This window comes from Streptomyces sp. NPDC096176, assembly GCF_044763255.1.
Classification (GTDB): Bacteria; Actinomycetota; Actinomycetes; order Streptomycetales; family Streptomycetaceae; genus Streptomyces.
Window position 1 is genome coordinate 313927 of sequence record NZ_JBIWFV010000006.1, and the last position, 25499, is coordinate 339425.

A 25499-nucleotide genomic window follows, 5' to 3' on the forward strand; every position below is an offset into this window, starting at 1 on the left:
GATATCGTCGGATGGGCCGACAATGTCCGACGGAACGGTCCGACGAAGGGGAGCCCCTCATGCCCGTCAGCCTGAGCAAGGTCGAGCAGAGCGCCCCCGCGCTCGTCAGCCTCTACAAGACCGCGGGCGTGAGCCTCCAGAAGCACGGACTGCACGGCGAGCGCGCCGCCGTCTATCTCGTGGTCGACTATTCGGGGTCCATGAAGGACTACTACAAGGACGGCAGCGTCCAGGCCCTCGCCGACCGTGTCCTCGGTCTGTCCGCCAACCTCGACGACGACGGCACCGTGCCGGTCGTGTTCTTCTCCACCGACGTCGACGCGGTCACCGACATCGCCCTGGCCAACCACCACGGCCGTATCCACGAGATCGTCTCCGGCCTCGGGCACATGGGGAAGACCAGCTACCACCTCGCGATGGACGCGGTCATCGACCACTACATGGACAGCGGCTCCACCGCGCCGGCGCTCGTCGTCTTCCAGACCGACGGCGGACCCGTCAACAAGCTCGCCGCCGAGCGTTTTCTCTGCAAGGCGGCGAAGCTGCCCCTCTTCTGGCAGTTCGTCGGCTTCGGCAACACGCGCAGTTCGCAGTTCGACTTCCTCCGCAAACTCGACGAGCTGGCCGTCCCCGCCAAGCGGCCCGTCGACAACGCGGGCTTCTTCCACGCGGGACTCGATCCGCGTCAGGTCCCGGACGCGGAGCTGTACGACCGGCTGGTGGGGGAGTTCCCGCAGTGGCTGTCCGCGGCCCGTGCCGCGGGCATCGTCCGGTGAGGACCCGTCGCCGAGGAGGAGCCGGTCCGGGCTCGCAGCCGCACCCCGCACGGATACCCGACAAAAGGTGTCGGGTATGCAGGCTTGAATGGCAGGCATGACGTCTTCCACATGGGCCGCCTTCCGGGCGGCGGAGCCCGCGTTCGCCGAGTCGGTCCAGCACCGTTTCGAGCAGTACCGGCATCACGTACTGGCCACTGTCCGCAAAGACGGTTCGCCGCGTCTGACCGGGCTGGAGGTGAACTTCCGCTTCGGTGAACTGTGGCTCGGCATGATGCCGGGCTCCCGCAAGGCACAGGACCTGCTGCGCGATCCGCGCTTCGCCCTGCACGCGAACCCCGGTGCCGACGACTCGATGGACGGCGGGGATGTACGGATCTCCGGGCGGGCGTTCGAGGTCACGGACGCCGGAGAGAAGGCACGCTTCGTCGAGGACGTGAAACCGCCGGAGCCGTTCCATCTCTTCAGGGTCGAGTTGACCGAGGTGGTGCGGACATCGGTGGAGGGCGACGAGCTGGTCGTACGGTCCTGGAGCGCGGGCGGGCAGGTCCGTACGCAGCGGCGCCGCTGACCTGCCGTCCCCCCGGCCCGGCGGAGCCGGAAGAATGGGCGGGTGCCTACGAAGAAGCAGAAGCAGGTGAGCGCCGCTCCGCCCGAGCGGCGCCGGGAACTCCTCGACATCGCCGCCGAGGTCTTCGCCGCCCAGGGCTACAACGCCACCACCGTCCGCAAGATCGCGGACGCGGCCGGAATGCTCGCCGGCAGCCTCTACTACCACTTCGATTCCAAGGAATCGATGCTCGACGAGATCCTCTCCACGTTCCTCGACGAACTCTGGGCCGGCTACGACACCGTCCTCGCCGCCGGTCTCGGCCCGCGCGAGACCATCGAGGCCCTCGTCACCGAGTCCTTCCGCGAGATCGACCGGCACCGCGCCGCCGTCGCCATCTACCAGAAGGAGTCCCGGCACCTGACCCGGCAGCCGCGCTTCCAGTACCTGGCCGACTCGCAGGTGAAGTTCGAGAAGGCCTGGCTCGGAACGCTGGAGCGCGGGGTCGCGGAGCACGTCTTCCGCGCCGACCTCGACATCCGGCTCACCTACCGCTTCGTCCGCGACACGGTGTGGGTCGCCGCCTCCTGGTACCGGCCGGGAGGTCTGCACAGCCCGGAGGAGATCGCCCGCCAGTACCTGTCGATGGTTCTCGACGGGATCGCGGTGCGTGCATGACGTAGGCCGTGCGCCCGTGACGAGACAGGCCTGGTGCCGGCGCCACTCGTCCGGCTCAACGAGACGCGGGCCGATCCGGCGAAAGTGAACGCGCCCGGGGCGGCCCGGCACTGGACCGGGCCGGGCCGGGCGCCGGACCGCAGCCGAACCGGTGACGGTGCAGGTCCAGAAGCCGGCGCGGGCCGACAGCCGTTTCGGCCCGCAGTTCCCGGGCGAGGACGGCGGGCCGGCGCACGTGACGATCATCGAGCGCCTCCGATCCGAGCTTTTCGGGGCTCGGCGTGCTACGGTGGCACAGTTGCAGTTTTGGTACCCATGAACTTTGTGTGCGCCTGACGGGAATGCTTCCTCAGGCGCACATTATTGTTTCCGGCTTCTCCGGATGGGGCTCAATGCAGCGACGGGAAATTCACGAGGTGTGGATTTTCGGCTTGCCCCTGTTTTAGGAGAATGACATGGCTACTGGAACCGTGAAGTGGTTCAACTCGGAAAAGGGCTTCGGCTTCATTGAGCAGGACGGCGGCGGCGCCGACGTCTTCGCCCACTACTCGAACATTGCCACCTCGGGCTTCCGTGAGCTCCAGGAGGGCCAGAAGGTGACGTTCGACGTCACGCAGGGCCAGAAGGGCCCGCAGGCGGAGAACATCCTCCCGGCCTGATTGCCGGGCGCGTATCTCGCAGCTCCTGCAGCCGGGGCCCGCACCTTCGTCGGTGTGGGCCCCGGCTCTTGCTGTCCACAGGCCCCAGGAAGGCACATCCGCATGAACCGCTCCGAACGACCGGACCGCCCCGCCGCCAGGTCCGCACGCCCGGCCCGCAGGCGCCCGGCCACCTCCGGCGTCGGAAATCGGCCCGGTGCCGGAAAGGGCACCGGCGCGGGCAGGACCTCCGGGTCCGGCAAGGCGTCCGCCCGCAGTGCCGCGCCCCCGCAGGAATTCACCCTGCCGGAGACCGTCACGCCCGCACTGCCCGCCGTCACGGCGTTCGACGAGCTGGACATGCCCGCGGCCCTCCTGAAGACCCTCGCGGCACAGGGCGTCACCGAGCCCTTCCCCATCCAGGCGGCCACGCTCCCCAACTCCCTCGCCGGCCGGGACATCCTCGGTCGCGGCCGCACCGGCTCCGGCAAGACGCTCGCCTTCGGGCTCGCGCTCCTCGCCCGCACCGCCGGCCGCCGTGCCGAGTCACGGGCGCCCCTCGCGCTCGTACTCGTCCCCACGCGGGAGCTCGCACAGCAGGTCACCGACGCCCTCGCGCCCTACGCGACCTCCGTGCAGCTGCGGCTCGCCACCGTCGTCGGCGGCATGTCCATCACCAAGCAGGCCGGAGCGCTTCGGCGCGGCGCCGAAGTGCTGGTGGCCACTCCCGGGCGGCTCAAGGACCTCATAGAACGCGGCGACTGCTCACTGGGCAATGTCGCGATCACCGTCCTCGACGAGGCCGACCAGATGGCCGACATGGGCTTCATGCCGCAGGTCACCGCGCTGTTGAAGCAGGTGGAGTCGGACGGCCAGCGGATGCTCTTCTCCGCGACCCTGGACAAGAACATCGACCGTCTTGTGCGGATGTTCCTCACGGATCCCGTCGTGCACTCGGTCGACCCGTCCGCGGGCGCGGTCACCACCATGGAGCACCACGTGCTCCATGTGCTCGACGAGACCGACAAGAAGGCCGTCGCCACGCGCATCGCGGCCCGTGACGGGCGCGTGATCCTCTTCGTGGACACCAAGCGGACCGCCGACCGGTTCGCGAAGCGGCTGCTGGCCAGCGGTGTGCGCGCGGCCGCCCTGCACGGCGGCCGGTCCCAGCCGCAGCGCAACCGCACCCTGGACCAGTTCAAGAACGGGCAGGTCACCGCGCTGGTCGCGACGAACGTGGCGGCACGCGGCATCCACGTCGACGACCTGGACCTGGTCGTCAACGTCGACCCGCCCGTCGACCACAAGGACTACCTGCACCGCGGCGGCCGCACGGCCCGCGCGGGCGAGTCCGGCAGCGTCGTGACACTCGTCCTGCCCGAGCAGCGCCGTGAGATGACGCGCCTCATGGCGAATGCGGGCATCAGCCCGCGTACCGCACGCGTGAAGTCCGGCGACGAGGAACTCAGCCGGCTGACGGGGGCGAGGGAGCCCTCGGGGGTCGCGGTGACGATCGAACTCCCGCAGCCGGCGGCGCCGACTGCGAAGACCGGAGCCTCGTCGTCGCGCAGGCGACGCCCGGCGCGACGCCCCGGCGAAGCTGCGGCGGAGTCGCCGCGGGCCTCGCGGGCGGCGGCACCGGGCGAGTCCCGGGGCAGCCGGGCATCGGCGGGCCGCGGACGCCCTGCGCGACGTGGCGGCAGGGGCGCGGCGAGCTGACGCGGTAGGGGGCGGCCCCGCCGGAGACGCGGGGCGGCAGCCTCGGTTTCGTGGTGGGGCGCCTTGGGGGACGACCGCGTGCCGCAGGGGCCAACAGCAGGGAAATGTGCATTCGTTGACGTTGACACGTCAACTTCTACGCGCATCAATGGATGCATGCGAATCCCCCCACGACTCGCCACCCTCGGTGGACTCGCCGCCCTCGCGTCGACCCTCCTCCTCGGCGGCCCGGCCGCAACGGCAGCCCCCGTCGGCACGTTCGCGATCGGCGACATCTGCTACTCCGACCTGCCGAGCCAGGCCCACGACACACTCGACCTGATAGAGCAGGGCGGGCCGTTCCCGTACGAGCAGGACGGCACGGTCTTCCAGAACCGTGAAGGCATCCTGCCGCCACACTCCACGGGCTACTACCACGAGTACACGGTCACCACCCCGGGCTCCCCGACCCGCGGCGCGCGCCGCATCGTGACGGGCGACTCGGCGCAGGAGGACTACTACACCGCCGACCACTACGAGTCGTTCGACCTCGTCGACCACGGCTGCTGAATCCGTTCCGCCACCCCGCCGCGCAGGTAACCTCCGCCCCATGACGACGACCTTTGTGATCGACGGGGCGGAGGTCACCGCACTGGACAGCTTCTGGAAGGCCATCGGTGAAGCGGTCAACGGCCCGGGCGGCTACTTCGGCCGCAATCTCGACGCCCTCGCCGACTGCCTCGGCGGCGGCTACGGCACCCCCGACGACGGCGACTTCGTCATCGAGTGGCGCGACCACGAACTCTCCCGCAGGGCCCTCGGCCACGAGGAGACCGCACGACAGCTGGAACTCCGAGTCCGCCGCGCCCACCCCGACGCGAGAGCCGCTGTCCTCGCACAGCTGGCGCGGGCCCGCGAGGGGCAGGGCCCTACCGTCTTCGACTGGCTGGTGGCGATCTTCGAGGAACGGGCCCCGGGCAGGCTCAGGCTCCTCTGAGGGGCCGGTCCCGGCCTTCAGCCGTGTCGCGACGGCGTCCCCGCGAGCCGCCGCCGCAGCCGCTCGTCCCTGATGTGCCGCACCGCGTTCGCCGCGGTGTCGTGGGCGTAGCCCTCCGGGTCCTCCTCCGCCAGCAGCCGCGTGAGGACCTCCTCGGCGCGCGGGTCCTGGCGCATCGCGAGACCCCTCGCCGCCTCGGCCACCGTCTCGGCGTCCGGGTCGTGGACACGGGCCGCGAGCGCCTCACGGATCTCGGGTGTGTCCGCGTCCACCCCCGCCAGCGCCGTGGTCGCCCAGTCCCTGACCGGAGCCTGCGTGTCCCGCGTCAGCTCGATCAGGGTCCGTACGCCCTCCTCGTGGTCCCCGGGCACCAGCCCGCACAGCGCCAGCGCCACCCGGTGGCGCACTCCCGCGTCCGGGCTCCCGGCGTGCCGCAGGATCTCGGGGAGCGATGCCGGGTCGCCGTGGTGCCCGAGGGCCAGGACGGCCGCCTGGACGACCTCCGGGTCCTTCGCCTCGCGGGACAGTTCACGCAGCAGCGGCAGCGCCCGTGCGGCGAACGGCCGCAGGACCTGCCCGCCGTTCTCCGCACGGAAGCCGAGCCGGCCCAGCACGTCCGCGGCGAATGCCTGGTGCAGCGGCTCGTCGCTCGCGCACCAGTCGGCCGCGGCCCGGAAGGTCTCCTCGTCGCCGCGCCGCCACAGCGCCGTCACCGCCTCGATCCACTCGTCCCGGTCCGGGTCGCCGTGATCGAGGGCCCGTTCCGAGAGGGTCGCGTGCGGAGTGCGGATGCCGAGCCGCTCCTCGAGGATCGTCGCGATCGCGCCGTGGCCGGTCTGCTGCTCTCTGCCCGACGCCGGGCTGCCGTCCCGCAGCACCTCGACGACCACCGTCGTGCCGCCGTCCTCGTCGACACGCCGTGCGACCGTCTCCGCCCCCGGTTCGTACGCCAGGAGCTGTGCCCTCAGCTCCTGTTCCACGTCGAGCGTCACCCATCGGCGGGCTTCCTCCAGCGCCTGCTCCAGCGTCTTCGCCCGTGAACCGGCGCCGTGCCGCAGCAGGGCCCGCACCGTCGACGGGGAGCCGCGGCGGGCGGCGAGCACCAGCGGCGGCTCGCCGCTCGGGCCCGGCAGATCGGGGTCGGCGCCGTGGTCCAGGAGGGCCTCCACCGTGTCCGTGTGCCCTTGGGTCACCGCCCAGATCATCGCGGTGAAGCCGAGCAGCTCGCGGCGGTCCGGTTCCGCGCCCGCGGCCAGCAGCGCCCGGACGGACTCGGCGTGTCCCCAGGCGGCGGCGCCGCACAGCGGCAGGTCGCCGTCCTCCGGACCACATGCCCGGTCGGGGTCGGCGCCCGCGGCGAGCAGCAGCCGCACGATGCCCGCCTTGTTGCCGGTGGCCGCCTCGTACAGAGCCGTCCGGCCGTCCTCGTCGGTTTCCTCGGCACCGCCTCCCGCCCGCAGCAGCCGCACCACGGTGTCGTCGTCACCGCCGTGCACCGCTTCGAACAGGTCCTGCGCGTTCGCCGCCGGTTCGTCGGTCATGGTTCGACCCTACGGAAGCCCTGTCAGGTATCGCATTCGAGAACCGTCCGGCACAGCCCGCAGCGGGCTCGTACCCGCCCCCGCACGGGTACCCGGATGCGCTGGTGGCAGGTGGTGCACGGGAAGGAGACGCGCAGGCCGTCCGGCCCGTGCTCGAACGCGTACGCGTACGGGCCCGCGACCCGGGCTCCGGGGGTTTCCAGGGCGTGGCGGCGGTCCTTGGCGTAGCGGTGGCGGCCGAGCCGGCCCGCTGTGGTCAGCGGGGGCTGCTGGGCGTCGCGCAGCGCCTCGGCGCGGCCCTTGGTGTACGCGTGGTAGGCCTGCGGGCTGGTGAACCAGGTCCGCGGATCCTCGTCGAAAGCCATCGCCCGCCCCGCGAGGACGTAGCCGAACTCCTCCGGTGTGAGGTAACCGAGCTTCTGGCTGGAGACGGCGTCCTCGCGGAACGCGTCCAGCAGCAGCCAGCCCGCGCCCAGGTAGGTGGTCACGGTGTCGGTGAGGATCTCGTTGTCGCGGGTGCCGGGGAACGCCAGCCCGAGCCGGTGCAGCAGCACATGGGTGATCTCGTGGGCGAGGGCGGCGCCGATGTCCCGCCGGTGGGTGCGGAACCGGTCATTGAGTTCGATGAAGTACTCCGGCCCCGCGGTCAGTTCGACGCTCGCCGCGTGCTTCATCTCGCGGAAGCTGACGATCACCCGGGCGTCCGGCAGACGCAGATGGTGCACCAGGGCGCGGGCCACCCGCTGCGCGCCCAGGTGGAGATCGTCCTGGTCGCCGAAGGCGACATCGGCGGGGAGCACGCTGGGCGCGTAGGAGAGCACGCCCTCCGGAGAGAGACGCCGGTACAGCGCGGTGATCGCCGACCGCACGGTGTCCAGGTGCGGGAAGCCGTGTACGACCTCGCTGCCGTTCGCCACCTGCCGTACCCCCATGCGTCCTGGGCCCCCTGCGCCTCTTGCGCCCGTGCACCTGCGCGCCGCCTGAACGGGCTTCAACTCTACGGCGGTGCCGCGGCCGCACCGCAGAGACGCCGCCCGGGAATTGGCCGAAAGGTGCTCCTTGTGGTGTCCGGTGACCGGGTCCCATACTCCGGACAACGCCTTGTCGGGCACATGTCATTACCGCCGTCCCGGCTCGGTGATCCCCTCAACCCCCCACGAGAGGCAAACCCTTGAACCTGATGCGCACGCTCAAGAGATGCGTCGCCGCCGGCGCCGTCATCCTCGCCGCCGTCAGTCTCCAGCCCACCTCCGCCTCCGCCGCCGCCCCGCCCGTCGTCGGCGGCACCCGCGCCGCCCAGGGCGAGTTCCCCTTCATGGTCCGGCTCTCCATGGGCTGCGGCGGGGCGCTCTACGCCAAGGACATCGTGCTCACCGCCGCGCACTGTGTGAACGGCTCCGGCAACAACACCAGCATCACGGCGACCGCCGGTGTCGTGGACCTGCGGAGCTCCAGCGCCATCAAGGTCCGTTCCACCAAGGTCCTGCAGGCCCCCGGCTACAACGGCACGGGCAAGGACTGGGCCCTGATCAAACTCGCCCAGCCCATCAACCTGCCCACCCTGAAGATCGCCGAGACCACGGCGGACAACAACGGCACCTTCACCGTCGCCGGCTGGGGCGCGGCCCGCGAGGGCGGCTCGCAGCAGCGCTACCTGCTCAAGGCCCAGGTCCCGTTCGTCTCCGACTCCAGCTGCCAGCAGGCGTACGACGAACTCGTACCCGGCGAGGAGATCTGCGCCGGCTACAACCAGGGCGGCGTCGACACCTGCCAGGGCGACTCCGGCGGCCCCATGTTCCGCAAGGACAACGCCGGTGCCTGGACCCAGGTCGGCATCGTCAGCTGGGGCTACGGCTGCGCGAGGGCCGGCTACCCCGGCGTCTACACCGAGGTCTCGACCTTCGCCGCCGCCATCAAGTCCGCGGCAGCGAGCCTGTAGGACACCCGGCGCAGAAGCCGCACAAGAGGGGGCAGGCTCGGCGGCCTGCCCCCTCCGGCATGCAGCACCACCGCGGCTCAACGCAACCGCAGCACCGGGTCGCCCGCGCCGCCCTCCAGCTCCAGCACCCACACGTCGTTGCCGCCCGCGCGCAGCACCGGCCCCGGCACGTACAGCGGACGAACCGGCCCGGCCGACCAGTAGCGGCCCAGGTTGAAGCCGTTCACCCAGACGAATCCCCGTGTCCAGCCCGGAAGTTCGAGCGTCGCGTCACCCGGCGCGGCCACTTCGAACGTCCCCCGGTACAGCCCCGCCGCCCCCGGCTCGGGATCACCCCACGGCACGCCGGCGAGAGAGCCGGGCTCCTCGAACGCTTCCAGCCGCAGCCCGCGGGCCCGCACACCGTGCAGAAACTGCCGCTCGTGCAGCACCCCGCCGGTGATGCCCTTCGGCTCGCCCGTCCGCGGCCCGTAGTTGACCCGCCCCAGCGACTCCACCCACAGCTCCACGGACGCCGGGCCCCCGACCGGTTCCGCAAGGACGACGTTCTCGCCGTCGAGCACCCCCGCCCGCACCCCGTCCACGTACACCACGGCCCGGTCGCGCAGCCCGGCCACGGTCAGCGGATACGGCTCCCGCGGCCCCGGGACGTCCACCCGGTAGCGGACCAGCCCGCGCTCCACGCCCAGCTCCTCGAACGTCGAAGGCACCGGGGCCTCGCGCTCCTTGCCGCCGAGCACCTCCAGCACCGCATCGGCCGGCGCCCACTCGCCGAGCGCGATCCGCACCGGCGACGACAGCGCGGCCGGGGCGGGCGGCGGCTTGGGCAACGGCCCCTCCTGGTACTCGGCGAGGATCTCGCGGAAGAGCCAGAACTTCTCCGTCGGCCGGCCCGCCTCGTCGACCGGCGCGTCGTAGTCGTAGGACGTCACCGTCGGCTGCAACTCGCCGTCGTGCATCGGCCCCGAGCGATTCGCCCCCGCCCAGCCGCCGAAGTTCGTCCCCCCGTGCGCCATGTACAGATTCACCGACGCCCCCGCCGCCAGGATCTCCCGCAGCGCCCCGGCCGCGTGCCGCGCGTCCCGCCGCGCCGACGGCGCCCCCCAGTGCTCGAACCAGCCGCACCAGAACTCCATGCACATCAGCGGCCCCGACGGCCGGTGGCGGCGCAGCGCCGCGAAAGCCTTCTCGGCCCCCGACCCGAAATTCACCGTGGCCAGCACACCCGGCACGGAGCCGCCCGTCAGCATGTGGTCCTCCGGTCCGTCGGACGTGAACAGCGGCACCGTCACACCGCAGGACCGCAACAGCCGAGCCAACTGGCGCAGATACTCCCGGTCCGAGCCGTAGCTGCCGTACTCGTTTTCCACCTGCACCATCAGCACCGGGCCACCGCGTGCGATCTCACGCTCCACCACCTGCGGCAGCAGCCGCCTGAACCAGCGCTCCACATGCACCAGATACTCCGGATCGCGCGTCCGCGCCCGCCGCCCGACCCTGCCCGTGAGCCACGACGGCAGACCACCGTTCTCCCACTCGGCGCAGATGTACGGCCCCGGCCGCACGATCGCCCACATCCCCGCCGCGTCCACCGCGTCCAGGAACCGGCCGAGCGCGCCCGAATCCACGAACCGCCCGGGCTCCGGCTCGTGGAGATTCCACGGAACGTACGTCTCCACACAGTTGAGGCCCATGGCCCGCAGCATCGCCAGCCGGTGGTCCCACTGCTCCTCGTGCACCCGGAAGTAGTGCAGCGCTCCCGACAGCAGCCGGACCGGCCGCCCGTCCAGCAGGAAATCCATGTCACCCACGGTGAAGTCAGCCACCCGGCGCGTCCCTCTCTCGCTCACTTTCTGTCACCAGAATCGGCCTCTGGCGGACGGCCGGTCCATGGACAAAGATCGGCGGTCCTTGGACTGACCGGGAAAGGGGCCGGTGAACCACAGAAGGAGCGAGAAACGGCATGTACCACACCTGGATGCGCTACTTCACCCCGAGCCTTGTGCACCACAGACTCGGCCTGGTGTGTCTCGGCGTCGGCCTCCAGCACGGCACGCTGCCCAAAGTCGGACCCCGCACCCTCGACCACCACGTCGCCGTCGTCATCAGCGCCGGCAGCGGCTGGTACCTCGCCGCGGACGGACGGCGCACCACCGTCACCGCCCCCGCCCTGCTCTGGCTCACCCCCGGCGTGCCCCACCACTACGGCCCCGACCCCGCCGGATGGGACGAGAGCTTCGTCGACTTCACCGGCCCGGCCACCACCACCTACACCGAACTCGGCTACATCGAACCCGACCGGCCCGTGGTCCCCCTGTCCGACGCCGCCGGAGCCCGCGCCGCCGTCGGCCGCATCGCCCGCGCCGCACGCCGCGGCAACCCCCTCCTCGAGGTCGAGACCGGCGCCGCCGTCCACGAACTCCTCGTCGCGCTGCGCCGCGCCCGCGCCGACCTCGGCCCCGACGGCGACCCGGTCCTCACCGCGCTGGCCCGCGACGCCTTCCAGCCGCTGACCGTCACCGAACACGCCGCACGGAACGGCATGACCCTCGCGGACCTGCGAACCGCCGTCCGCCGCGGCGCCGGGTGCACCCCCAAGGACTACCTCCTCGGCATCAGACTGGGCCGCGCCAAGGAGCTGCTCGCCGCCACCGAGCTGCCCGTCGCCGCCGTCGCACGCCGCGTCGGATACGACGACCCCGCCTACTTCTCCCGCCTGTTCACCCGCCGCGTCGGCCTCGCCCCCATCCGCTTCAGAGAACAACAGCGCCGGGCCGTCCCCGGCGGCTGGAGCACCCGCGTCCCGGACCCTGAACACCCCCCGACCATCGCCACGTCCTCGACGTAAGCTCCCTGACCATGACCACGAGGGACATCGACGAGACCGTGCGCGCCGAGCTGAACCGCCTGCGCGAGAGCATCGACAACATCGACGCGGCCGTCGTCCACATGCTCGCAGAACGCTTCAAATGCACCCAGCAGGTCGGCCACCTCAAGGCCGAGCACCATCTGCCGCCCGCCGACCCGGCCCGTGAGGCCCGGCAGATCGAGCGGCTCCGGCACCTCGCGGAGAGCGCGAAACTCGACCCGGCGTTCGCGGAGAAGCTGCTCAACTTCATCATCGCGGAGGTGATCCGCCACCACGAGCAGATCGCCGACCAGCCCGACGAACCGGACCAGTCCGCCTGACGGACGGACCGGCCCCGCCGGACCCGGACGCCGGCGCCCGGTGTGGGCAGCATGGGCCCACGTCCGTACTGGCGCCGGTGTGCGCTGACAGCGGAACCCCCACCCCGTGTGCCGACGCGGGCCCATCAGGCAGCATGGGCCCATGTCCGTACTGACGCGCGACGAAGCGCAGACCCGAGCCCGGCAACTCGACGTACACCGGTACACGATCGACCTCGATCTCACCACCGGCGACGACACGTTCGACTCCCGCACCGTCATCCACTTCACCGCCACCACGGCCGGGGACACCTTCGTCGAGATCAAGCCCGCCGAACTCCGCTCGATCACGCTCGACGGACACCCACTGGACCCCGCCTCCCTCGCCGGGAACCGGGCCCGCCTCACCGGCCTCACCGCCGGCGAACACGAACTCCGCGTCGACGCCCGGATGCGCTACTCGCACACCGGCGAGGGCATGCACCGCTTCACCGATCCCAGCGACGGCGAGACGTACGTCTACACACAGCTGTTCATGGACGACGTACAGCGCGTCTTCGCCGCCTTCGACCAGCCCGACCTCAAGGCCGTCTTCGAACTGTCCGTCACCGCCCCCCGGGGCTGGACCGTCCTCGGCAACGGCATCGCCACCGACCAGGGCGCGGGCCGCTGGACCTGCGCGCCCACCCCGCCGATCTCCACCTACCTCGTCGCCGTCGCCGCCGGCCCCTGGCACTCCGTACGCACCGAACACGACGGACTGCCCTTCGGCCTCCACTGCCGCCGCTCACTCGCCCCCTACCTCGACGCCGACGCCGACGAACTCCTCGACGTCACTCGGCAGTGCTACGACCGGTACCACGAGAAGTTCGAGGAGCCGTACCCCTTCGACTCCTACGACCAGGCCTTCGTCCCCGAATTCAACGCGGGCGCCATGGAGAACCCCGGCCTCGTCACCTTCCGCGACGAATTCGTCTACCGCTCCGCCGTCACCGACACCCAGCGCCAGACCCGCGCCATGGTCATCGCCCACGAGATGGCCCACATGTGGTTCGGCGACCTCGTGACACTCAAGTGGTGGGACGACATCTGGCTCAACGAATCCTTCGCCGAGTACATGGGCTACCAGACCCTGACAGAAGCCACCCGCTTCACCGACACCTGGGTCGACTTCGCCATCGCCCGCAAGTCCTGGGGCTACGACGCCGACCAGCGCCCCTCCACCCACCCCGTCGCCCCCGACCCCGACGCCGTGCCCGACACCGCGTCCGCCATGCTCAACTTCGACGGCATCTCCTACGCCAAAGGCGCCTCCGCGCTGCGCCAGCTCGTCACCTGGCTCGGCGAGAAGGACTTCCTCGCCGGCATCAACAACCACTTCGCCCGGCACAAGTTCGCCAACGCCACCCTCGCCGACTTCATCGACTCGCTCGCCGACGCCACCGACCGGGACGTGCACGCCTGGGCCGCGTCATGGCTGCGCACCAGCGGCGTCGACACCCTCACCCCGACCGTCACCGACACGGCGGCCGGCTGGACACTCACCGTCGAACGCGACGGCAGCCGCCCGCACCGCATCGCCGTCGGCGCCTTCGACCCCGACCCCATCGACCCCGGCCACCTCGTCCTGCGCGACCGGCTCGAGATCGACGTACCCCAGACCGAGGAGGCGACGCCGCGCCCCGGCCGCCGCCCCTCCCTCGTCGTCCTCAACGACGGCGACAACAGCTACGCCAAGGTCCGCCTCGACGACACCTCCTGGGCCACCGTCCTCACCTCGCTGTCCGGCATCCCCGACGCGCTCACCCGCGCCGTCGTGTGGAACGCCGCCCGCGACATGGTCCGCGACGGCGAAGTCGCCCCCTCGGTCTACCTCGAGGCCGCCCGCGACCACCTGACGCGCGAGTCCGACCTCGCCGTCGTCCAAGGCGTGCTCGCCTTCGCCGCCGGCCCGATCGCCGGCTGCTACCTCCCGGCCGACCAGCGGCCCGCCGCGCTCGCCACCCTCACGCACATCAGCCGCGCCCTGCTGCGCCGCACCGAGGACGGCAGCGACCCCGGCCTGCGCCTGACCGCCGTACGCCACTACATCGACGCGGCCACCCAGCCCGAGCCGATCCAGGTATGGCTCAGCGACGGCAGCGTGCCCGGCGGCCCCGAGCTCGACCCCGAGCTGCGCTGGCGCGTCCTGCAGCGTCTCGCCGTGCTCGGCGCGGTCGACGAAGCGGCCATCGCGGCGGAGCTGGAACGCGACCCGAGCGCCACCGGCCAGGAAGGCGCGGCGCGCTGCCGCGCCGCCCTCCCGACCCCCGAGGCGAAGGCCGCGGCCTGGGCGAGGCTGTTCACGGGCGACGAGCTGTCGAACTACCTGTTCACCGCCACGGCGCAAGGCTTCTGGCAGCCCGAACAGGCCGACCTCGTACGGGAGTACGTGCCCCGCTTCTACCCGGACGCCGTCGCGATCGCGGCCCGCCGCGGGCCGGCGATCGCGGAGGCGTGCGGCCGGTACGCCTTCCCCGTCCACGCGGTGGACGCGGAAGCGCTGCGCCTCGGCGAGGCCTGCCTGTCCGAACCGGACATACTCCCGGCCCTCCGCCGCAAACTGACCGACCAGGTCGACGACCTCCGGAGGGCGCTTCGTGTCCGGGCGGCGTCGGCCTGACGGTGCCGCGGCGTGCCGGGGAGTGTCGCGCCGTGGTCGGGGCTCCGCGTCGAGGTTCGTGCTCGTCGGCGGGGTGGGAGTTGCCGGGCGTGGCGGTGTTCTGCCCCGGGGGCCGCGTGCCTTGGGGCGGCGCGCCGGGGAGCGTGCCGCCCTTGTCGGGGCCCTGCCCCGAGCCCCGCGCCGTGCTCTGCGGCGGGGCTGAAGCTGCCCGTTCTGTCGGGCCGCCGGCCCGAGGCGTGCGCCTCGATCGGCGGGCTGGGGCGGGGTTGCCGGCGGGTTTCGCCCCGTGCTCCGCGCCTCGAACAAAGGCGGGGCCGGATGCCGCGGTACCTCCCACGGCCGCCAGGCCGTACGGGGAAACTGAGGACACCGCGCGGAGCGCGGTACGGGGTCCGGGCGTGCCCGCCACGCGGCGGAGCCGCACATCGGTACAGCGGGAAGGGGCGGGGTGGGGAACGGCCCCGCGCAGCGGCCACCCCCGCCCACCCCCATAGCAGCCCCAGCCCGCCCGCCCCCGCCCACCTCCACCCCAATACCCCTTTCGGGTTCCGATCGTTGAGATCTGCGGGCACTCCACCGGCCCCCTCGCCACCGTGAAGTGACACCCCCCGCGTCTCGCCGAAGGACCCGCCCATGCCGCACACCCCGCCCCTCGCGGGAGGAACCACCGGCCCCGACGCGCTGCGCCCCCTGCTCGCCGTCGTGCTCGACGCGCTCGCAGAGGGGGCGGCGGCGCGTGGTGGGCCCGTGCCGGCCGGGGGGCCCGAGGCTGTCGACGTGCGGGTGCGGCAGGCCCTCGGCGAGGCACTGCCCGAGGCAGGCGACGGCGCCGAAACCGCCCTGCGCACCCTCGTCCGCGCCGTCGCCCACGGCGCCGCCGACCCCGCCGACCCCCTGTGCGCGGCCCACCTCCACACCCCACCGCTCGCGGTCGCGGTCGCCGCCGACCTCGCGGCCTCCGCACTCAACCCGTCCATGGACTCCTGGGACCAGGCCCCCGCCGCCTCCGCGCTCGAAGCGCAGGTCACGCGCGCGCTGGCCGCCGACGTCTACCCCAAGGCCCCCGCCCCCGACGCCCTCGTCACCACCGGCGGCACCGAGTCCAACCAGCTCGCCCTGCTGCTGGCCCGCGAGCGGCACGGACCGGCGCTGCAAGTCGTCTGCGGCGACAGCGTCCATCACTCCGTGCGCCGCGCCGCCTGGCTCCTCGGCCTGCCCGAGCCCGTCATGGTCCACGGCCCCCCTTCCCTCGACGGCACGCTCACCGAACTCCACGGCCATCCGCTCCTCGTCGTCGCCACCGCCGGCACCACCGACACCGGCCGTATCGACCCGTTGCCCGAGATCGCCGATCTCGCGGACCGCCACCGCGCCGAACTGCACGTCGACGCCTCCTACGGCGGCCCGCTCCTGTTCAGCGCCGAGCGGCGCCACCTCCTCGCCGGTCTGGAGAGGGCCCACTCCGTCACCCTCGACCTGCACAAGCTGGGCTGGCAGCCGGTCGCGGCCGGGCTGCTCGCCGTGCCCGAAGCGGCACGTCTCGCGCCCCTGGCCCACACCGCCGAGTACCTCAACGCGGACGACGACACCGACGCCGGACTGCCCGACCTCCTCGGGCGCTCCCTCCGCACCACCCGGCGCCCCGACATCCTCAAGATCGCCGTCACCCTCAGGGCACTCGGCCGCACCGGACTCGGCGCGCTCGTCGACCGCACCTGCGCCGCCGCCGCCGGCCTCGCCGACCTTGTCGACAAGGACCCCCGGCTCGAACTGTACGAGCGGCCCACGCTCTCCACCGTGCTGTTCCGGCCCGTCGGCGCCACCGACGAAGAGGTCGCCGAGATCCGGCGCACCCTGCTCACCCGGGGCCGCGCCGTCCTCGGCCGCGCCCGCACCGACGGCCGGCTCTGGCTCAAGGCAACCCTGCTCAACCCGCACCTCACCTCCGACGACCTCGAAACCCTGACCGAACTCGTGGAAGGCAGCACACCCCGATGACCGGCACGCCATCGACCGAACAGCTCGACCAGCCGCACGACCTCATCGGCGTCGGCATCGGCCCGTTCAACCTGTCCCTCGCGGCCCTCGCCCACGGTGTCCCCGGCGGACTGGCGGCCACCTTCTTCGAGCAGCAACCGGCCTTCCGCTGGCACCCCGGTCTCCTCATCGAGGGCTCCACGCTCCAAGTGCCGTTCCTCGCCGACCTCGTCACGCTCGCCGACCCCGCCAGCCCGTGGTCGTTCCTCAACTATCTGCGCTCCCGCGACCGGCTGTTCCCGTTCTACTTCGCGGAGCGATTCCACATCCAGCGGGCCGAGTACGACGCGTACTGCCGCTGGGTCGGCGACAACCTGCCCGGCCTGCACTTCGGCCACCAGGTCGACGCCGTCCGCTGGAGCGCCGAACGCGACCTGTTCGAGGTCGACTTCATCCAGCTCGACGCGGACGGCGAGGCCGAGGCGCTCGGCCGCGCCTACACCCGCAACATCGCACTCGGCCTCGGCACCGAGCCGTACGTACCCGAGCCGCTCCGCCCACTCGTCGAGGCGCCCGCCGTGCCCGTCATCCACTCCGCCACCTACCTCGAGCACCGTGAACGGCTGCTGGCCGCCGACCACGTCACCGTCATCGGCTCGGGACAGTCCGGCGCCGAGGTCTTCCTCGACCTGCTGCGCGCCCGGCCGGCGGGAGCAGAGAAGCTCCACTGGCTCGCCCGGACGGAGGCCTTCGCACCCATGGAGTACTCCAAGCTCGGCCTGGAGCACTTCACGCCCGACTACACCCGCTATTTCCACAGCCTGCCCGAGAAGGTCCGCGACGACCTCGTTCCCCGCCAGTGGCAGCTCCACAAAGGCATCGACACCGACACCATCGCCGCCATCCACGACGAGCTCTACCGCCGCAGCATGCACGGCGGCTGGCCGGACGCCGTCCTCACCCCCGGCGTCACCGTCCGCACCGCCGGCCGGGTCGCCACCACCAAGGTCGAGCTGCACCTCGAGCACACCCAGCAGGGCACCCGCTCCCGGCTCACCACCGACGCCGTCGTCCTCGCCACCGGCTACCGAGAGCGGCCGCTCGACGGGCTCCTCGCCGGACTCGACCCGTACATGCGCCGCGACTCGGCCGGGCGCCCCCTCGTCGACGGCGAGTTCCGGCTGAAGCTCGACCCGGCCGTGACCGGAGCCCTCTACGTGCAGAACGCCGAACGGCACACCCATGGCGTCGGCACGCCCGATCTGGGCCTCGCCGCCTGGCGCAGCGCCGGCATCCTCAACTGCCTCACCGGCAAAGAGCCCTACCCGCTGCCCCGCCGCACCGCGTTCACCAGCTTCGGTCTGGAACGACGCGAGGCGCCCGGCATTCCCGGCCAGGCGCCCGCGCTCACCCCTCTGGAATGCTGAGCCTTCCCGCTAGAAGACCGGCACCCCGTCGCGCGTCAGCTTCCAGCCCACCGAGGCGAACTCCGCCGGGTCCACCGTGCCCTTCGCCTGCACCCACGCGATGATCGTGTTCCGGATCTCCTCCGAGTTCGCCCACAGCTGCTGGGCAGCGGCGACATGCGGGAAGTTGCCGCCGCCGCTCGCCCGGTAGTTGTTGACCGCGAGCACGAACCGCGCCGCCGGGTCGATCGGCGCGCCCTCGAACGACAGGTTCACGATCCGCGAACCGGCCGCCTTCGCGATGTCGATGTCGTACGTCAGGCCCTGGACAGCGTCGTAGTTGTAGTCCGGCGTACCGTCGGCGTTCGTCAGCTTCGACGTGTCGACAGGAGCGCCGGCCGGTGTCTGCACGTAGTACCGCGCGGAGAACTCCAGGTACTCCTTGAGCTGAGCACCCGTCATCAGCCGTGCCTCGAGGGTGTTCTCGAACGGGTAGAGACCAGCCGCGTCCTTGATCGTCACCTCGCCGGCCGGAATCGACGCCGTACGGGAGAAGCACGACGCCTGCGACAGCACCGGCAGGGCCGCGTGCTCGCCCCCGGCCAGCGCCGCCCTGACCGTCTCCGCCTGGACGTGGTTGATCAGATCGATGATCGGCTCGTCCTTCCACGGCGCGTCGGCCGTGGACATGAGGGCGGTCGAGGTGCCGATGACCTGATTGACATAGGCGACGACCTTCTTGTGCTCGTCGCCCAGCAGCCCGGTGATCCGCGGGTCCTCCGCGACCGTGTTGGAGTTCAGGACCTGCGCGCCGACCTTCTCGACCGTCCAGCGCCCCTTCTCCCACACCAGGTCGAAGTCGAACAGCGTCAGCCGCTGACCCCACTTCAGCGGCTCGGAGAGCACCACCTGCTTGCCGGTCTCCTTGTTGGTGACAAAGTACTCCGCGATCTCGGTGTGGGCATGGCCCACCAGGATCGCGTCGATACCGGGCACCTGCTCGGCGACCAGACCGGCGGCGTTCTCGATGTAGGGGAGCTGGTCACCGTACGAGGAGGTGCCGCTGGAGCCCGAGTGCGCGGAGACGATCACCACGTCCGCGCCCATCGAACGAAGCTTCGGCACCCACTTCGCCGCCTGCTCCTCCAGACCCGGGAACACCATCTTCCCGCTGACGTTCTGCTTGTCCCAGATGGCGATCCCCGGATTCGTCAGACCGAGGACCGCGACCTTCACATCGCGGCCGTGGGGGGTGCACAGCCGGTGCATGCTGTACGGCGCGAACGCCGGGCGCAGCGTCTTAGCGTCGAGCGCGTTCGCGCCCAACAGCGGAAAGCGGCACTGCTCCTCGAACTTCCGCAGCACCGGGATGCCGTAGTTGAACTCATGGTTGCCGAGCGCCGCGGCATCGTATCCGATGGCGTTCATCGCCTGCGCCATCGGATGCACCGGGCCGCGCTCCGCGGTGATCGGGTCGACCTTGGCGTAGTAGTACGACAACTGCGTGCCCTGGATGGTGTCACCGGCGTCTATCAGCAGCGTGTTGCGCCGGCCCTTCTCCTCGCGGACCTGGTTCACCAGCGTCGAGATCTTCGCCAGGCCCACGTCGTTGTGCGCCTTGTCGTCGAACTCCTTGTCCGTGAAGTAGTCCCAGTTGAAGACGTTTCCGTGCAGATCGGTCGTCCCCAGAACGGTGAACGAGTACCGCTTCCGCCGACGTCCACGACCCGGGCCCTCGCCCCGGGTCACGGCCGCCGCGGGAACGGCGGCACTCCCGGCGACGGCCACACCGGCCCCGGCGGCGGCCGAACGCCCAAGGAACGTCCTACGGTTGAGCGGCATCTCTTCTCCCTCGATCAAGGTGCACATCGGTGCGCCCCGGGTGCACAACGCGCGTAGATTCTGGCCCAGGAGCACCACCCCGCAACACCCCCCGCGGGTTTCCATCCGATGACCAGCCGTTGTCCGACCCGGATGAAAGAGTGTCATTACGAGGGCCGCTCCACCCGGATCCACCGGACAGGCCCCCGCCGCCGCGACAGGGAGAGCAGCCGTGACGACCGACGAACCCATGCCCGCCACGCCGTACGGCACCCCCCAGGCGCCCCGCGTCGCCGTGCGCGGCGAGGCCCGCCTCGAATTCGACCCCGAAATCGCCCGCATCGGCATTACCGTCAGCGCACGCGGCACCGACCGGCGCAGCGCGCTCGAAGACCTCACCCGGCGAAACAGCGCCGTGATCGAGCTCGTCAAGGCCTACGGCGACGCCGTCGAGAAGCTGGAGACCGGCGCGTTCTCCATCACTCCCGAACTCGGCCGGCACGGCAGGGGCGAGCGCGTCAGGGCCTACCACGGCCGCGTCCACATCACCGCCGTACTGAACGACTTCACCGCCCTCGGCGAAGTCACCACCCGCCTCGCCGACCTCGAACTCACCCGCGTCGACGGCCCCTGGTGGTCCCTGCGCCCCGACTCGCCCGCCCACGGCGAAGCCCGGCGCCAAGCGGTACGCGAAGCCGTGCAGCGCGCCCGGGAATACGCGGAGGCCATCGGCGGCAGGCTCGCCGCCCTGGTCGAACTGGCCGACCTCGGCGCGGAAAACGCGGCTCCCTACGGCGGGCCCGCGGCCCCCGGGGGCATGCGGATGGCTGCGTTCGCCGGAGCGGCCCAGACCGAGGCCGCCCCCGCCCTCGACCTCGAACCACAGCGCCAGACGGTCTACGCCCAGGTGAATGCGCGCTTCACCATGACACCGCCGCAGCTGTGACCCCGCGCGGCCATATGCTCATCAGAGCACGCCCACGCACAATTCAACACTTGTCAAGAGCCCTTCATGCAAAGGTTGTTGAGTCGTCATGCATGGCCAATTCTCTACCGGTCGGTAAGCTCTAGGCTCGAATCATGCGCCGAGCAAAAATCGTCTGCACCCTGGGCCCCGCCACCGACACATACGACCAGATCAAGACACTGGTCGAAGCCGGAATGGACATCGCCCGCTTCAACCTCAGCCACGGCACCTACGCCGATCACGAGGAGCGATACCAGCACGTACGCAAGGCCTCGGACGAAACGGGCCGCAGCGTGGGCATCCTCGCCGATCTTCAAGGCCCGAAGATCCGCCTCGGCCGGTTCCGCGAAGGCCCCGTACTCCTTGAACGCGGCGACACCTTCACCATCACCGTGGAGAACGTCGAAGGCGACCGGCACACCTGCGGTACCACCTATCGGGGACTGGCCTCCGACGTCACCCGGGGCGAGCGCATCCTCGTGGACGACGGCAAGGTCGCCCTCGAAGTCACCGAGATCGACGGCCCCCGCGTCCACACCAAGGTCGTCGAAGGCGGCATGGTCTCCGACCACAAGGGGCTCAACCTGCCCGGCGTCGCCGTCTCCGTCCCCGCCCTCTCCGAGAAGGACATCGAAGACCTCCGCTGGGCCCTCGGCATCGGCGCCGACATCATCGCCCTCTCCTTCGTACGAAACGGCCGCGACATCGAAGACGTCCACCGCGTCATGGACGAGGAAGGCCGCCGCCTCCCCGTCATCGCCAAGGTGGAAAAGCCGCAGGCCGTCGAGAACATCGACGACATCGTCGCCGCATTCGACGGCATCATGGTCGCGCGCGGCGACCTCGGCGTCGAAATGCCCCTCGAACAGGTGCCGATCGTCCAAAAGCGCGCCATCAAACTCGCCAAGCGCAATGCCAAGCCGGTCATCGTCGCCACCCAGATGCTCGACTCGATGATCGACAACAGCCGCCCCACCCGCGCCGAGGCCTCCGACGTCGCCAACGCCGTCCTCGACGGCACCGACGCGGTGATGCTCTCCGGCGAGACCAGCGTCGGCAAATACCCCGTCGAGACCGTCCGCACAATGGCCCGCATCGTCATCGCGGCCGAGGAGGACGCCCTCGCCAAGGGGCTGCCCCCGCTGACCGAACGCAACAAGCCCCGCACCCAGGGCGGCGCCGTCGCCCGAGCCGCCGCGGAGATCGGCGACTTCCTCGGCGCGAAGTTCCTCGTCGCCTTCACCCAGTCCGGCGACACCGTCAAGCGCCTGTCCCGCTACCGCTCCCCGATCCCCCTCCTGGCCTTCACCCCCGACCCGGCCACGCGCTCCCAGCTCAACCTCACCTGGGGAGTCGAAACCTTCCTCGGCCCCCACGTGGAGTCCACCGACGCGATGGTGGCCCAGGTCGACGAGGAACTGCTGCGCATCGGCCGCTGTGAGAGGGGCGACATCGTGGTGATCACCGCCGGCTCCCCACCGGGCGTCGCGGGCTCGACCAACCTCGTCCGCGTCCACCACATCGGCGAGAGCCTGAAGTAGCGGGTGACGCTCCGTACTTCGGCCCGACGTGCGCGTCCATGAGAGCGACGGACGCGCGTCGGGCGACGGAGATGTTGTAGGGCCGCCCGCTGCGGGTGCAGTCCTTCCACTCGACGCCGAGCTTGTCGAGAGTGTCGGTGTACAGCTGCCGGATGTCGTCCGAGACATTGGTGATGCCTGAGTACTGGATGAGATGGCCGTCTCCAAGGTAGAGCCCGAGGAGGTAGGAGTAGGCAGACTCGTCCAACTCGCGGCCGTCGCAGCGCGGACACTTAGGGGCGTGCTTGCCAGGACACTCACCACGCTTGGCGCGGTCTACGTGCTTCCAGTAGCCGATCGTGCCGATCGGCACTTGCAGTTTGCGTGCAACGTCGCAGTTCTTCGCTCCCCCACGGAGCAGCGAGTGCCTGCTGTCGCACTTGTGTGCCATGAAGGTCCATGGACGCCACTCTGCGTGACCGTCCAAGTCTTTGACGGTAAAAAGCGGATGTTCACGAGAAGGTGAACATCCGCTTTCGGAGTGCCGGGTATGGGATTCGAACCCACACGTCCTTTCGGACAGAGGTGTTTGAGACCTCCGCGTCAGCCAGTTGCGCCAACCCGGCCAGAAGACTGGAAGCAGCATACCGTGTGCTCGTCGCTGCATCTCAATGGGTAGGCTCGCGAGCAGTACCTGCCCCGCCCCGAGGAGCTCCCGTGACCGCCCCCGAGTCGCCCCAGCCCATCTCCGATGACGACGACAAGTCGCACGTTCCGCCGCTGACGACCCGTGTTGTCATCGCCGAGGACGAGGCGCTCATCCGGCTCGACCTCAAAGAGATGCTCGAGGAAGAGGGCTACTCCGTCGTCGGAGAGGCGGGGGACGGGCAGCGGGCCGTCGAGCTTGCTCGGGAGCACCGGCCGGACCTGGTGATCCTGGACGTGAAGATGCCCGTCCTCGACGGGATCTCCGCGGCCGAGAAGATCGCGGAGGAGTCCATCGCACCGGTGCTGATGCTCACGGCCTTCTCGCAGCGTGATCTTGTCGAGCGGGCGCGGGACGCCGGGGCGATGGCGTATCTGGTGAAGCCGTTCAGCAAGAGCGACGTCGTGCCGGCCATCGAGATGGCGGTGTCGCGGTTCACCGAGCTGAAGGCGCTGGAGCAGGAGGTCGCGGACCTCTCGCAGCGGCTGGAGACGCGCAAGCTGGTGGATCGCGCGAAGAGCATCCTGCAGACGCAGTACGGGCTGACCGAGCCCGCGGCGTTCCGGTGGATCCAGAAGACGTCGATGGACCGGCGGCTGTCGATGCAGCAGGTCGCCGAGGCGGTCATCGAGGATGCCGAGGAGAAGAAGGCCGCGAAGGGGCAGTAGCCCGCGGCGTTCGTTCGACGGGACCCCCGGTCACATGGCGGCCGGGGGTCCCGTGAGGTTCCTGGGCATGTTGTGAAGGTGGTTCCCGCTGCTTCCGGAAGTGGTCGCTGCGCCCTAGTGTGACGCGAACACGACACGGTGGGGGCCGCGGGGTGAGACGGCGGACGCGTTTCCGGGGTGCCGGACAGTTCGACGGGGTCGTGATCCGGGCACTTCCGGTCGATCCCGTGGCTGAGAACTTCCCTGTTCAGCGGCGGTGTCCAGGGGGATGCGGGCATGGTCGTGAAGATCATGTGCGAGTTGTCGGGAAGCTGTGGATCGCTGCTGACATGTCCGGTCGCCGGTAAGGAGTGTTCTGTTTCCGGCGCATGACTCAGGTCACAGGGCGATCACACATCGTTCGGTCACCTATCCGCATGCTCGAATGCCCGATTACATTCCCCGCACACCGCACGGACAAGCGGTGTCCTGCACGGGGATGCCAACTTCTCGCGCAGACAGAATCGTTCGGGCGGCTCCAAGGGGTTCGTAGTGCTGAACAAGACCATCGTCAAGCTCGCCATACCGCTGGCTGTGGGTGCCCTGGCATTGACCGGGTGCGGCAGTGACTCGGGTGGCGGCGACGGCGCCGTGAAGATCGCCTTCCAGGGCCCGCTCTCCGGCGACAACGTCGCCCTGGGCGAGAACATGCAGAACGGCGTCAAGCTGGCCATCGATCAGGCCAACGCCAAGGGCGACCTCGACTTCAAGCTCGAGTACGTCGCCGGTGACGACCAGGGTCTGCCGGACAAGGCCACGGCTGCCGCACAGAAGATCATCGACGACGAGAGCGTCGCCGCCGTGGTCGGCCCCGCCTTCTCCGGCCCCACCAACACGTCCTCCCCGCTGTACGCGGAGTCGGGTCTGGTGACGGTCTCCCCGTCGGCGACCAACCCGCTGCTGACGGACAAGGAGAACGGCTTCACCAGCTTCCTGCGCGGTGTCCCCAACGACAACATGCAGGGCGCCGGCATGGCGACCTACTACGCCAAGAAGCTGAAGGCCAAGAAGGTCTACCTGATCGACGACAAGACCGACTACGGCGTGGGCCTGGCGACTGTCGCCGAGAAGGGTCTGAAGGACGCCGGCATCGAGGTCGTCAAGAAGTCCGTCCCGCAGAAGACGCCGGACTACTCCGCGACCGCGAAGGATGTCGTCAACTCCAAGGCCGACGCGCTCGTCTACGCCGGTTACTACCAGGATCTGGCGCCGTTCGCGAAGAAGCTGAAGGACGCCGGCTACAAGGGCGCCGGCATCTCTGGCGACGGCTCGAACGACATGAAGTTCGTCGAGCTCGCCGGTGACGCCGCCGAGAACTGGTTCCTCACCTGCCCCTGCACCGACGCCACCGTCGAGGCGGGCACGAAGAAGTTCGCCGAGGACTACCAGAAGGAGTTCGGGCGGGCCCCCGGTACGTACTCCGCCGAGGCGTACGACATCACCAACATGATCATCGCCGAGGTCAAGAAGGCCGGCGCCGACGTCGAGCGTGAGGCTCTGCGCGACGCGCTGGCGAAGGCTTCGTACAAGGGTCTGACGAAGACCTTCTCCTTCGGTGAGAACGGTGAGTTCAAGGGAACCGACGTCTACCTGTACCAGGTCAAGGGCGGCAAGATCGGTTACCAGGGCAACATCAACGAGCTGGCCGGCTGACGCTGGGGCAACGGCTCTTCGCGGCTGATGCCATGCGACCGGGGGCCGGGAGGCGGTAGTTCTCCCGGCCCCCGTCCGCGAAGTGGGGCGATCGG

At 70.5% G+C, this 25499-nt stretch carries 21 protein-coding genes, 1 tRNA gene and 1 pseudogene; 17 read left to right on the forward strand and 6 right to left on the reverse strand.

The window, feature by feature from the left end:
- Positions 1 to 59 precede the first annotated feature (59 nt).
- The 7 genes from ACIQ7Q_RS19065 to ACIQ7Q_RS19095 all read left to right on the forward strand — a co-directional run bounded on the left by ACIQ7Q_RS19065 (position 60) and on the right by ACIQ7Q_RS19095 (position 5337).
- Entirely contained in the window at positions 60 to 776 is a 717-nt protein-coding gene (locus tag ACIQ7Q_RS19065; RefSeq protein ID WP_403862944.1) for a vWA domain-containing protein, read from the forward strand.
- A 97-nt stretch (positions 777 to 873) separates the two neighbouring features.
- The gene (locus tag ACIQ7Q_RS19070; RefSeq protein ID WP_403862947.1) at positions 874 to 1347 is read left to right on the forward strand and encodes a pyridoxamine 5'-phosphate oxidase family protein; all 474 of its coding nucleotides are present in this window, start codon (positions 874 to 876) and stop codon (positions 1345 to 1347) included.
- Between the two features lie 42 nt (positions 1348 to 1389).
- On the forward strand, positions 1390 to 2004 hold the full coding sequence (locus tag ACIQ7Q_RS19075) for a TetR/AcrR family transcriptional regulator (RefSeq protein WP_403862950.1): 615 nt from the start codon (positions 1390 to 1392) through the stop codon (positions 2002 to 2004).
- A 455-nt stretch (positions 2005 to 2459) separates the two neighbouring features.
- Complete coding sequence (locus tag ACIQ7Q_RS19080; RefSeq protein WP_005318814.1) at positions 2460 to 2663, forward strand: cold-shock protein; 204 nt, start codon at positions 2460 to 2462, stop codon at positions 2661 to 2663.
- 102 nt (positions 2664 to 2765) lie between these two features.
- A complete protein-coding gene (locus ACIQ7Q_RS19085; protein ID WP_403862953.1) occupies positions 2766 to 4361 on the forward strand; it encodes a DEAD/DEAH box helicase in 1596 nt (531 codons plus the stop codon).
- Between the two features lie 156 nt (positions 4362 to 4517).
- On the forward strand, positions 4518 to 4910 hold the full coding sequence (locus ACIQ7Q_RS19090; RefSeq protein WP_403862956.1) for a ribonuclease domain-containing protein: 393 nt from the start codon (positions 4518 to 4520) through the stop codon (positions 4908 to 4910).
- Positions 4911 to 4950: 40 nt separating this feature from the next.
- Positions 4951 to 5337: a barstar family protein gene (locus tag ACIQ7Q_RS19095; protein WP_403862959.1), complete on the forward strand. Its 387-nt coding sequence runs from the start codon at positions 4951 to 4953 to the stop codon at positions 5335 to 5337.
- Between the two features lie 17 nt (positions 5338 to 5354).
- On the opposite strand, the gene ACIQ7Q_RS19100 is transcribed toward ACIQ7Q_RS19095, so the two are convergent.
- Both ACIQ7Q_RS19100 and ACIQ7Q_RS19105 read right to left on the reverse strand, forming a co-directional pair.
- Positions 5355 to 6878, reverse strand: coding sequence for an ankyrin repeat domain-containing protein (locus ACIQ7Q_RS19100; RefSeq protein WP_403862962.1), 1524 nt, complete (start codon positions 6876 to 6878; stop codon positions 5355 to 5357).
- A 23-nt stretch (positions 6879 to 6901) separates the two neighbouring features.
- Positions 6902 to 7810, reverse strand: coding sequence for a hypothetical protein (locus ACIQ7Q_RS19105; protein ID WP_403862965.1), 909 nt, complete (start codon positions 7808 to 7810; stop codon positions 6902 to 6904).
- A 248-nt stretch (positions 7811 to 8058) separates the two neighbouring features.
- Here ACIQ7Q_RS19105 and ACIQ7Q_RS19110 point away from each other — a divergent pair, with 248 nt between their 5' ends.
- Entirely contained in the window at positions 8059 to 8817 is a 759-nt protein-coding gene (locus tag ACIQ7Q_RS19110; RefSeq protein ID WP_403862967.1) for a S1 family peptidase, read from the forward strand.
- 77 nt (positions 8818 to 8894) lie between these two features.
- Here ACIQ7Q_RS19110 and ACIQ7Q_RS19115 read toward each other — a convergent pair whose 3' ends face one another.
- Positions 8895 to 10643 carry a beta-galactosidase family protein gene (locus ACIQ7Q_RS19115; RefSeq protein WP_403862970.1) on the reverse strand — a complete coding sequence of 583 codons (1749 nt, stop codon included), beginning with the start codon at positions 10641 to 10643 and terminating at the stop codon, positions 8895 to 8897.
- Between the two features lie 137 nt (positions 10644 to 10780).
- Between ACIQ7Q_RS19115 and ACIQ7Q_RS19120 the strand changes: the two genes are divergently transcribed.
- The 5 genes from ACIQ7Q_RS19120 to ACIQ7Q_RS19140 all read left to right on the forward strand — a co-directional run bounded on the left by ACIQ7Q_RS19120 (position 10781) and on the right by ACIQ7Q_RS19140 (position 18051).
- A complete protein-coding gene (locus ACIQ7Q_RS19120) occupies positions 10781 to 11665 on the forward strand; it encodes a helix-turn-helix domain-containing protein (protein ID WP_403862973.1) in 885 nt (294 codons plus the stop codon).
- Positions 11666 to 11676: 11 nt separating this feature from the next.
- A complete protein-coding gene (locus ACIQ7Q_RS19125) occupies positions 11677 to 12006 on the forward strand; it encodes a chorismate mutase (protein ID WP_403862976.1) in 330 nt (109 codons plus the stop codon).
- 142 nt (positions 12007 to 12148) lie between these two features.
- Complete coding sequence (pepN, locus tag ACIQ7Q_RS19130; protein WP_403862979.1) at positions 12149 to 14647, forward strand: aminopeptidase N; 2499 nt, start codon at positions 12149 to 12151, stop codon at positions 14645 to 14647.
- A 633-nt stretch (positions 14648 to 15280) separates the two neighbouring features.
- The gene (locus ACIQ7Q_RS19135; protein WP_403862982.1) at positions 15281 to 16645 is read left to right on the forward strand and encodes a pyridoxal phosphate-dependent decarboxylase family protein; all 1365 of its coding nucleotides are present in this window, start codon (positions 15281 to 15283) and stop codon (positions 16643 to 16645) included.
- Entirely contained in the window at positions 16642 to 18051 is a 1410-nt protein-coding gene (locus ACIQ7Q_RS19140) for a lysine N(6)-hydroxylase/L-ornithine N(5)-oxygenase family protein (protein WP_403862985.1), read from the forward strand. Before ACIQ7Q_RS19135 ends, ACIQ7Q_RS19140 begins: the two co-directional genes overlap by 4 nt.
- A 9-nt stretch (positions 18052 to 18060) precedes the next feature.
- On the opposite strand, the gene ACIQ7Q_RS19145 is transcribed toward ACIQ7Q_RS19140, so the two are convergent.
- A complete protein-coding gene (locus tag ACIQ7Q_RS19145) occupies positions 18061 to 19872 on the reverse strand; it encodes a bifunctional metallophosphatase/5'-nucleotidase (protein ID WP_403862989.1) in 1812 nt (603 codons plus the stop codon).
- A gap of 229 nt (positions 19873 to 20101) precedes the next feature.
- On the opposite strand from ACIQ7Q_RS19145, the gene ACIQ7Q_RS19150 reads away from it, so the two are divergent.
- Positions 20102 to 20797: an SIMPL domain-containing protein gene (locus ACIQ7Q_RS19150; protein ID WP_403863589.1), complete on the forward strand. Its 696-nt coding sequence runs from the start codon at positions 20102 to 20104 to the stop codon at positions 20795 to 20797.
- Positions 20798 to 20931: 134 nt separating this feature from the next.
- The gene (gene pyk / locus ACIQ7Q_RS19155; protein WP_403862992.1) at positions 20932 to 22359 is read left to right on the forward strand and encodes a pyruvate kinase; all 1428 of its coding nucleotides are present in this window, start codon (positions 20932 to 20934) and stop codon (positions 22357 to 22359) included.
- 13 nt (positions 22360 to 22372) lie between these two features.
- Here the strand turns inward: pyk and ACIQ7Q_RS19160 are convergent.
- Both ACIQ7Q_RS19160 and ACIQ7Q_RS19165 read right to left on the reverse strand, forming a co-directional pair.
- Positions 22373 to 22799, reverse strand: a pseudogene (locus tag ACIQ7Q_RS19160) (hypothetical protein); the annotation flags it as partial.
- An 81-nt stretch (positions 22800 to 22880) separates the two neighbouring features.
- A tRNA-Leu gene (locus tag ACIQ7Q_RS19165) sits at positions 22881 to 22964 on the reverse strand.
- Positions 22965 to 23055: 91 nt separating this feature from the next.
- Here ACIQ7Q_RS19165 and ACIQ7Q_RS19170 point away from each other — a divergent pair.
- Positions 23056 to 23712 carry an ANTAR domain-containing response regulator gene (locus ACIQ7Q_RS19170; protein WP_403862995.1) on the forward strand — a complete coding sequence of 219 codons (657 nt, stop codon included), beginning with the start codon at positions 23056 to 23058 and terminating at the stop codon, positions 23710 to 23712.
- Positions 23713 to 24243: 531 nt separating this feature from the next.
- Positions 24244 to 25404, forward strand: coding sequence for a branched-chain amino acid ABC transporter substrate-binding protein (locus ACIQ7Q_RS19175; RefSeq protein ID WP_403862998.1), 1161 nt, complete (start codon positions 24244 to 24246; stop codon positions 25402 to 25404).
- Positions 25405 to 25499: the final 95 nt, after the last annotated feature.

Bases quoted from the DNA above. Each gene is read 5' to 3' on its own strand.
- ACIQ7Q_RS19065 (WP_403862944.1), top strand. From the start codon at position 60: ATGCCCGTCAGCCTGAGCAAGGTCGAGCAGAGCGCCCCCGCGCTCGTC.
- ACIQ7Q_RS19070 (WP_403862947.1), top strand. From the start codon at position 874: ATGACGTCTTCCACATGGGCCGCCTTCCGGGCGGCGGAGCCCGCGTTC.
- ACIQ7Q_RS19080 (WP_005318814.1), top strand. From the start codon at position 2,460: ATGGCTACTGGAACCGTGAAGTGGTTCAACTCGGAAAAGGGCTTCGGC.
- ACIQ7Q_RS19085 (WP_403862953.1), top strand. From the start codon at position 2,766: ATGAACCGCTCCGAACGACCGGACCGCCCCGCCGCCAGGTCCGCACGC.
- ACIQ7Q_RS19090 (WP_403862956.1), top strand. From the start codon at position 4,518: ATGCGAATCCCCCCACGACTCGCCACCCTCGGTGGACTCGCCGCCCTC.
- ACIQ7Q_RS19095 (WP_403862959.1), top strand. From the start codon at position 4,951: ATGACGACGACCTTTGTGATCGACGGGGCGGAGGTCACCGCACTGGAC.
- ACIQ7Q_RS19100 (WP_403862962.1), bottom strand. From the start codon at position 6,878: ATGACCGACGAACCGGCGGCGAACGCGCAGGACCTGTTCGAAGCGGTG.
- ACIQ7Q_RS19105 (WP_403862965.1), bottom strand. From the start codon at position 7,810: ATGGGGGTACGGCAGGTGGCGAACGGCAGCGAGGTCGTACACGGCTTC.
- ACIQ7Q_RS19110 (WP_403862967.1), top strand. From the start codon at position 8,059: ATGCGCACGCTCAAGAGATGCGTCGCCGCCGGCGCCGTCATCCTCGCC.
- ACIQ7Q_RS19120 (WP_403862973.1), top strand. From the start codon at position 10,781: ATGTACCACACCTGGATGCGCTACTTCACCCCGAGCCTTGTGCACCAC.
- ACIQ7Q_RS19125 (WP_403862976.1), top strand. From the start codon at position 11,677: ATGACCACGAGGGACATCGACGAGACCGTGCGCGCCGAGCTGAACCGC.
- pepN (WP_403862979.1), top strand. From the start codon at position 12,149: ATGTCCGTACTGACGCGCGACGAAGCGCAGACCCGAGCCCGGCAACTC.
- ACIQ7Q_RS19135 (WP_403862982.1), top strand. From the start codon at position 15,281: ATGCCGCACACCCCGCCCCTCGCGGGAGGAACCACCGGCCCCGACGCG.
- ACIQ7Q_RS19140 (WP_403862985.1), top strand. From the start codon at position 16,642: ATGACCGGCACGCCATCGACCGAACAGCTCGACCAGCCGCACGACCTC.
- ACIQ7Q_RS19145 (WP_403862989.1), bottom strand. From the start codon at position 19,872: ATGCCGCTCAACCGTAGGACGTTCCTTGGGCGTTCGGCCGCCGCCGGG.
- ACIQ7Q_RS19150 (WP_403863589.1), top strand. From the start codon at position 20,102: ATGCCCGCCACGCCGTACGGCACCCCCCAGGCGCCCCGCGTCGCCGTG.
- pyk (WP_403862992.1), top strand. From the start codon at position 20,932: ATGCGCCGAGCAAAAATCGTCTGCACCCTGGGCCCCGCCACCGACACA.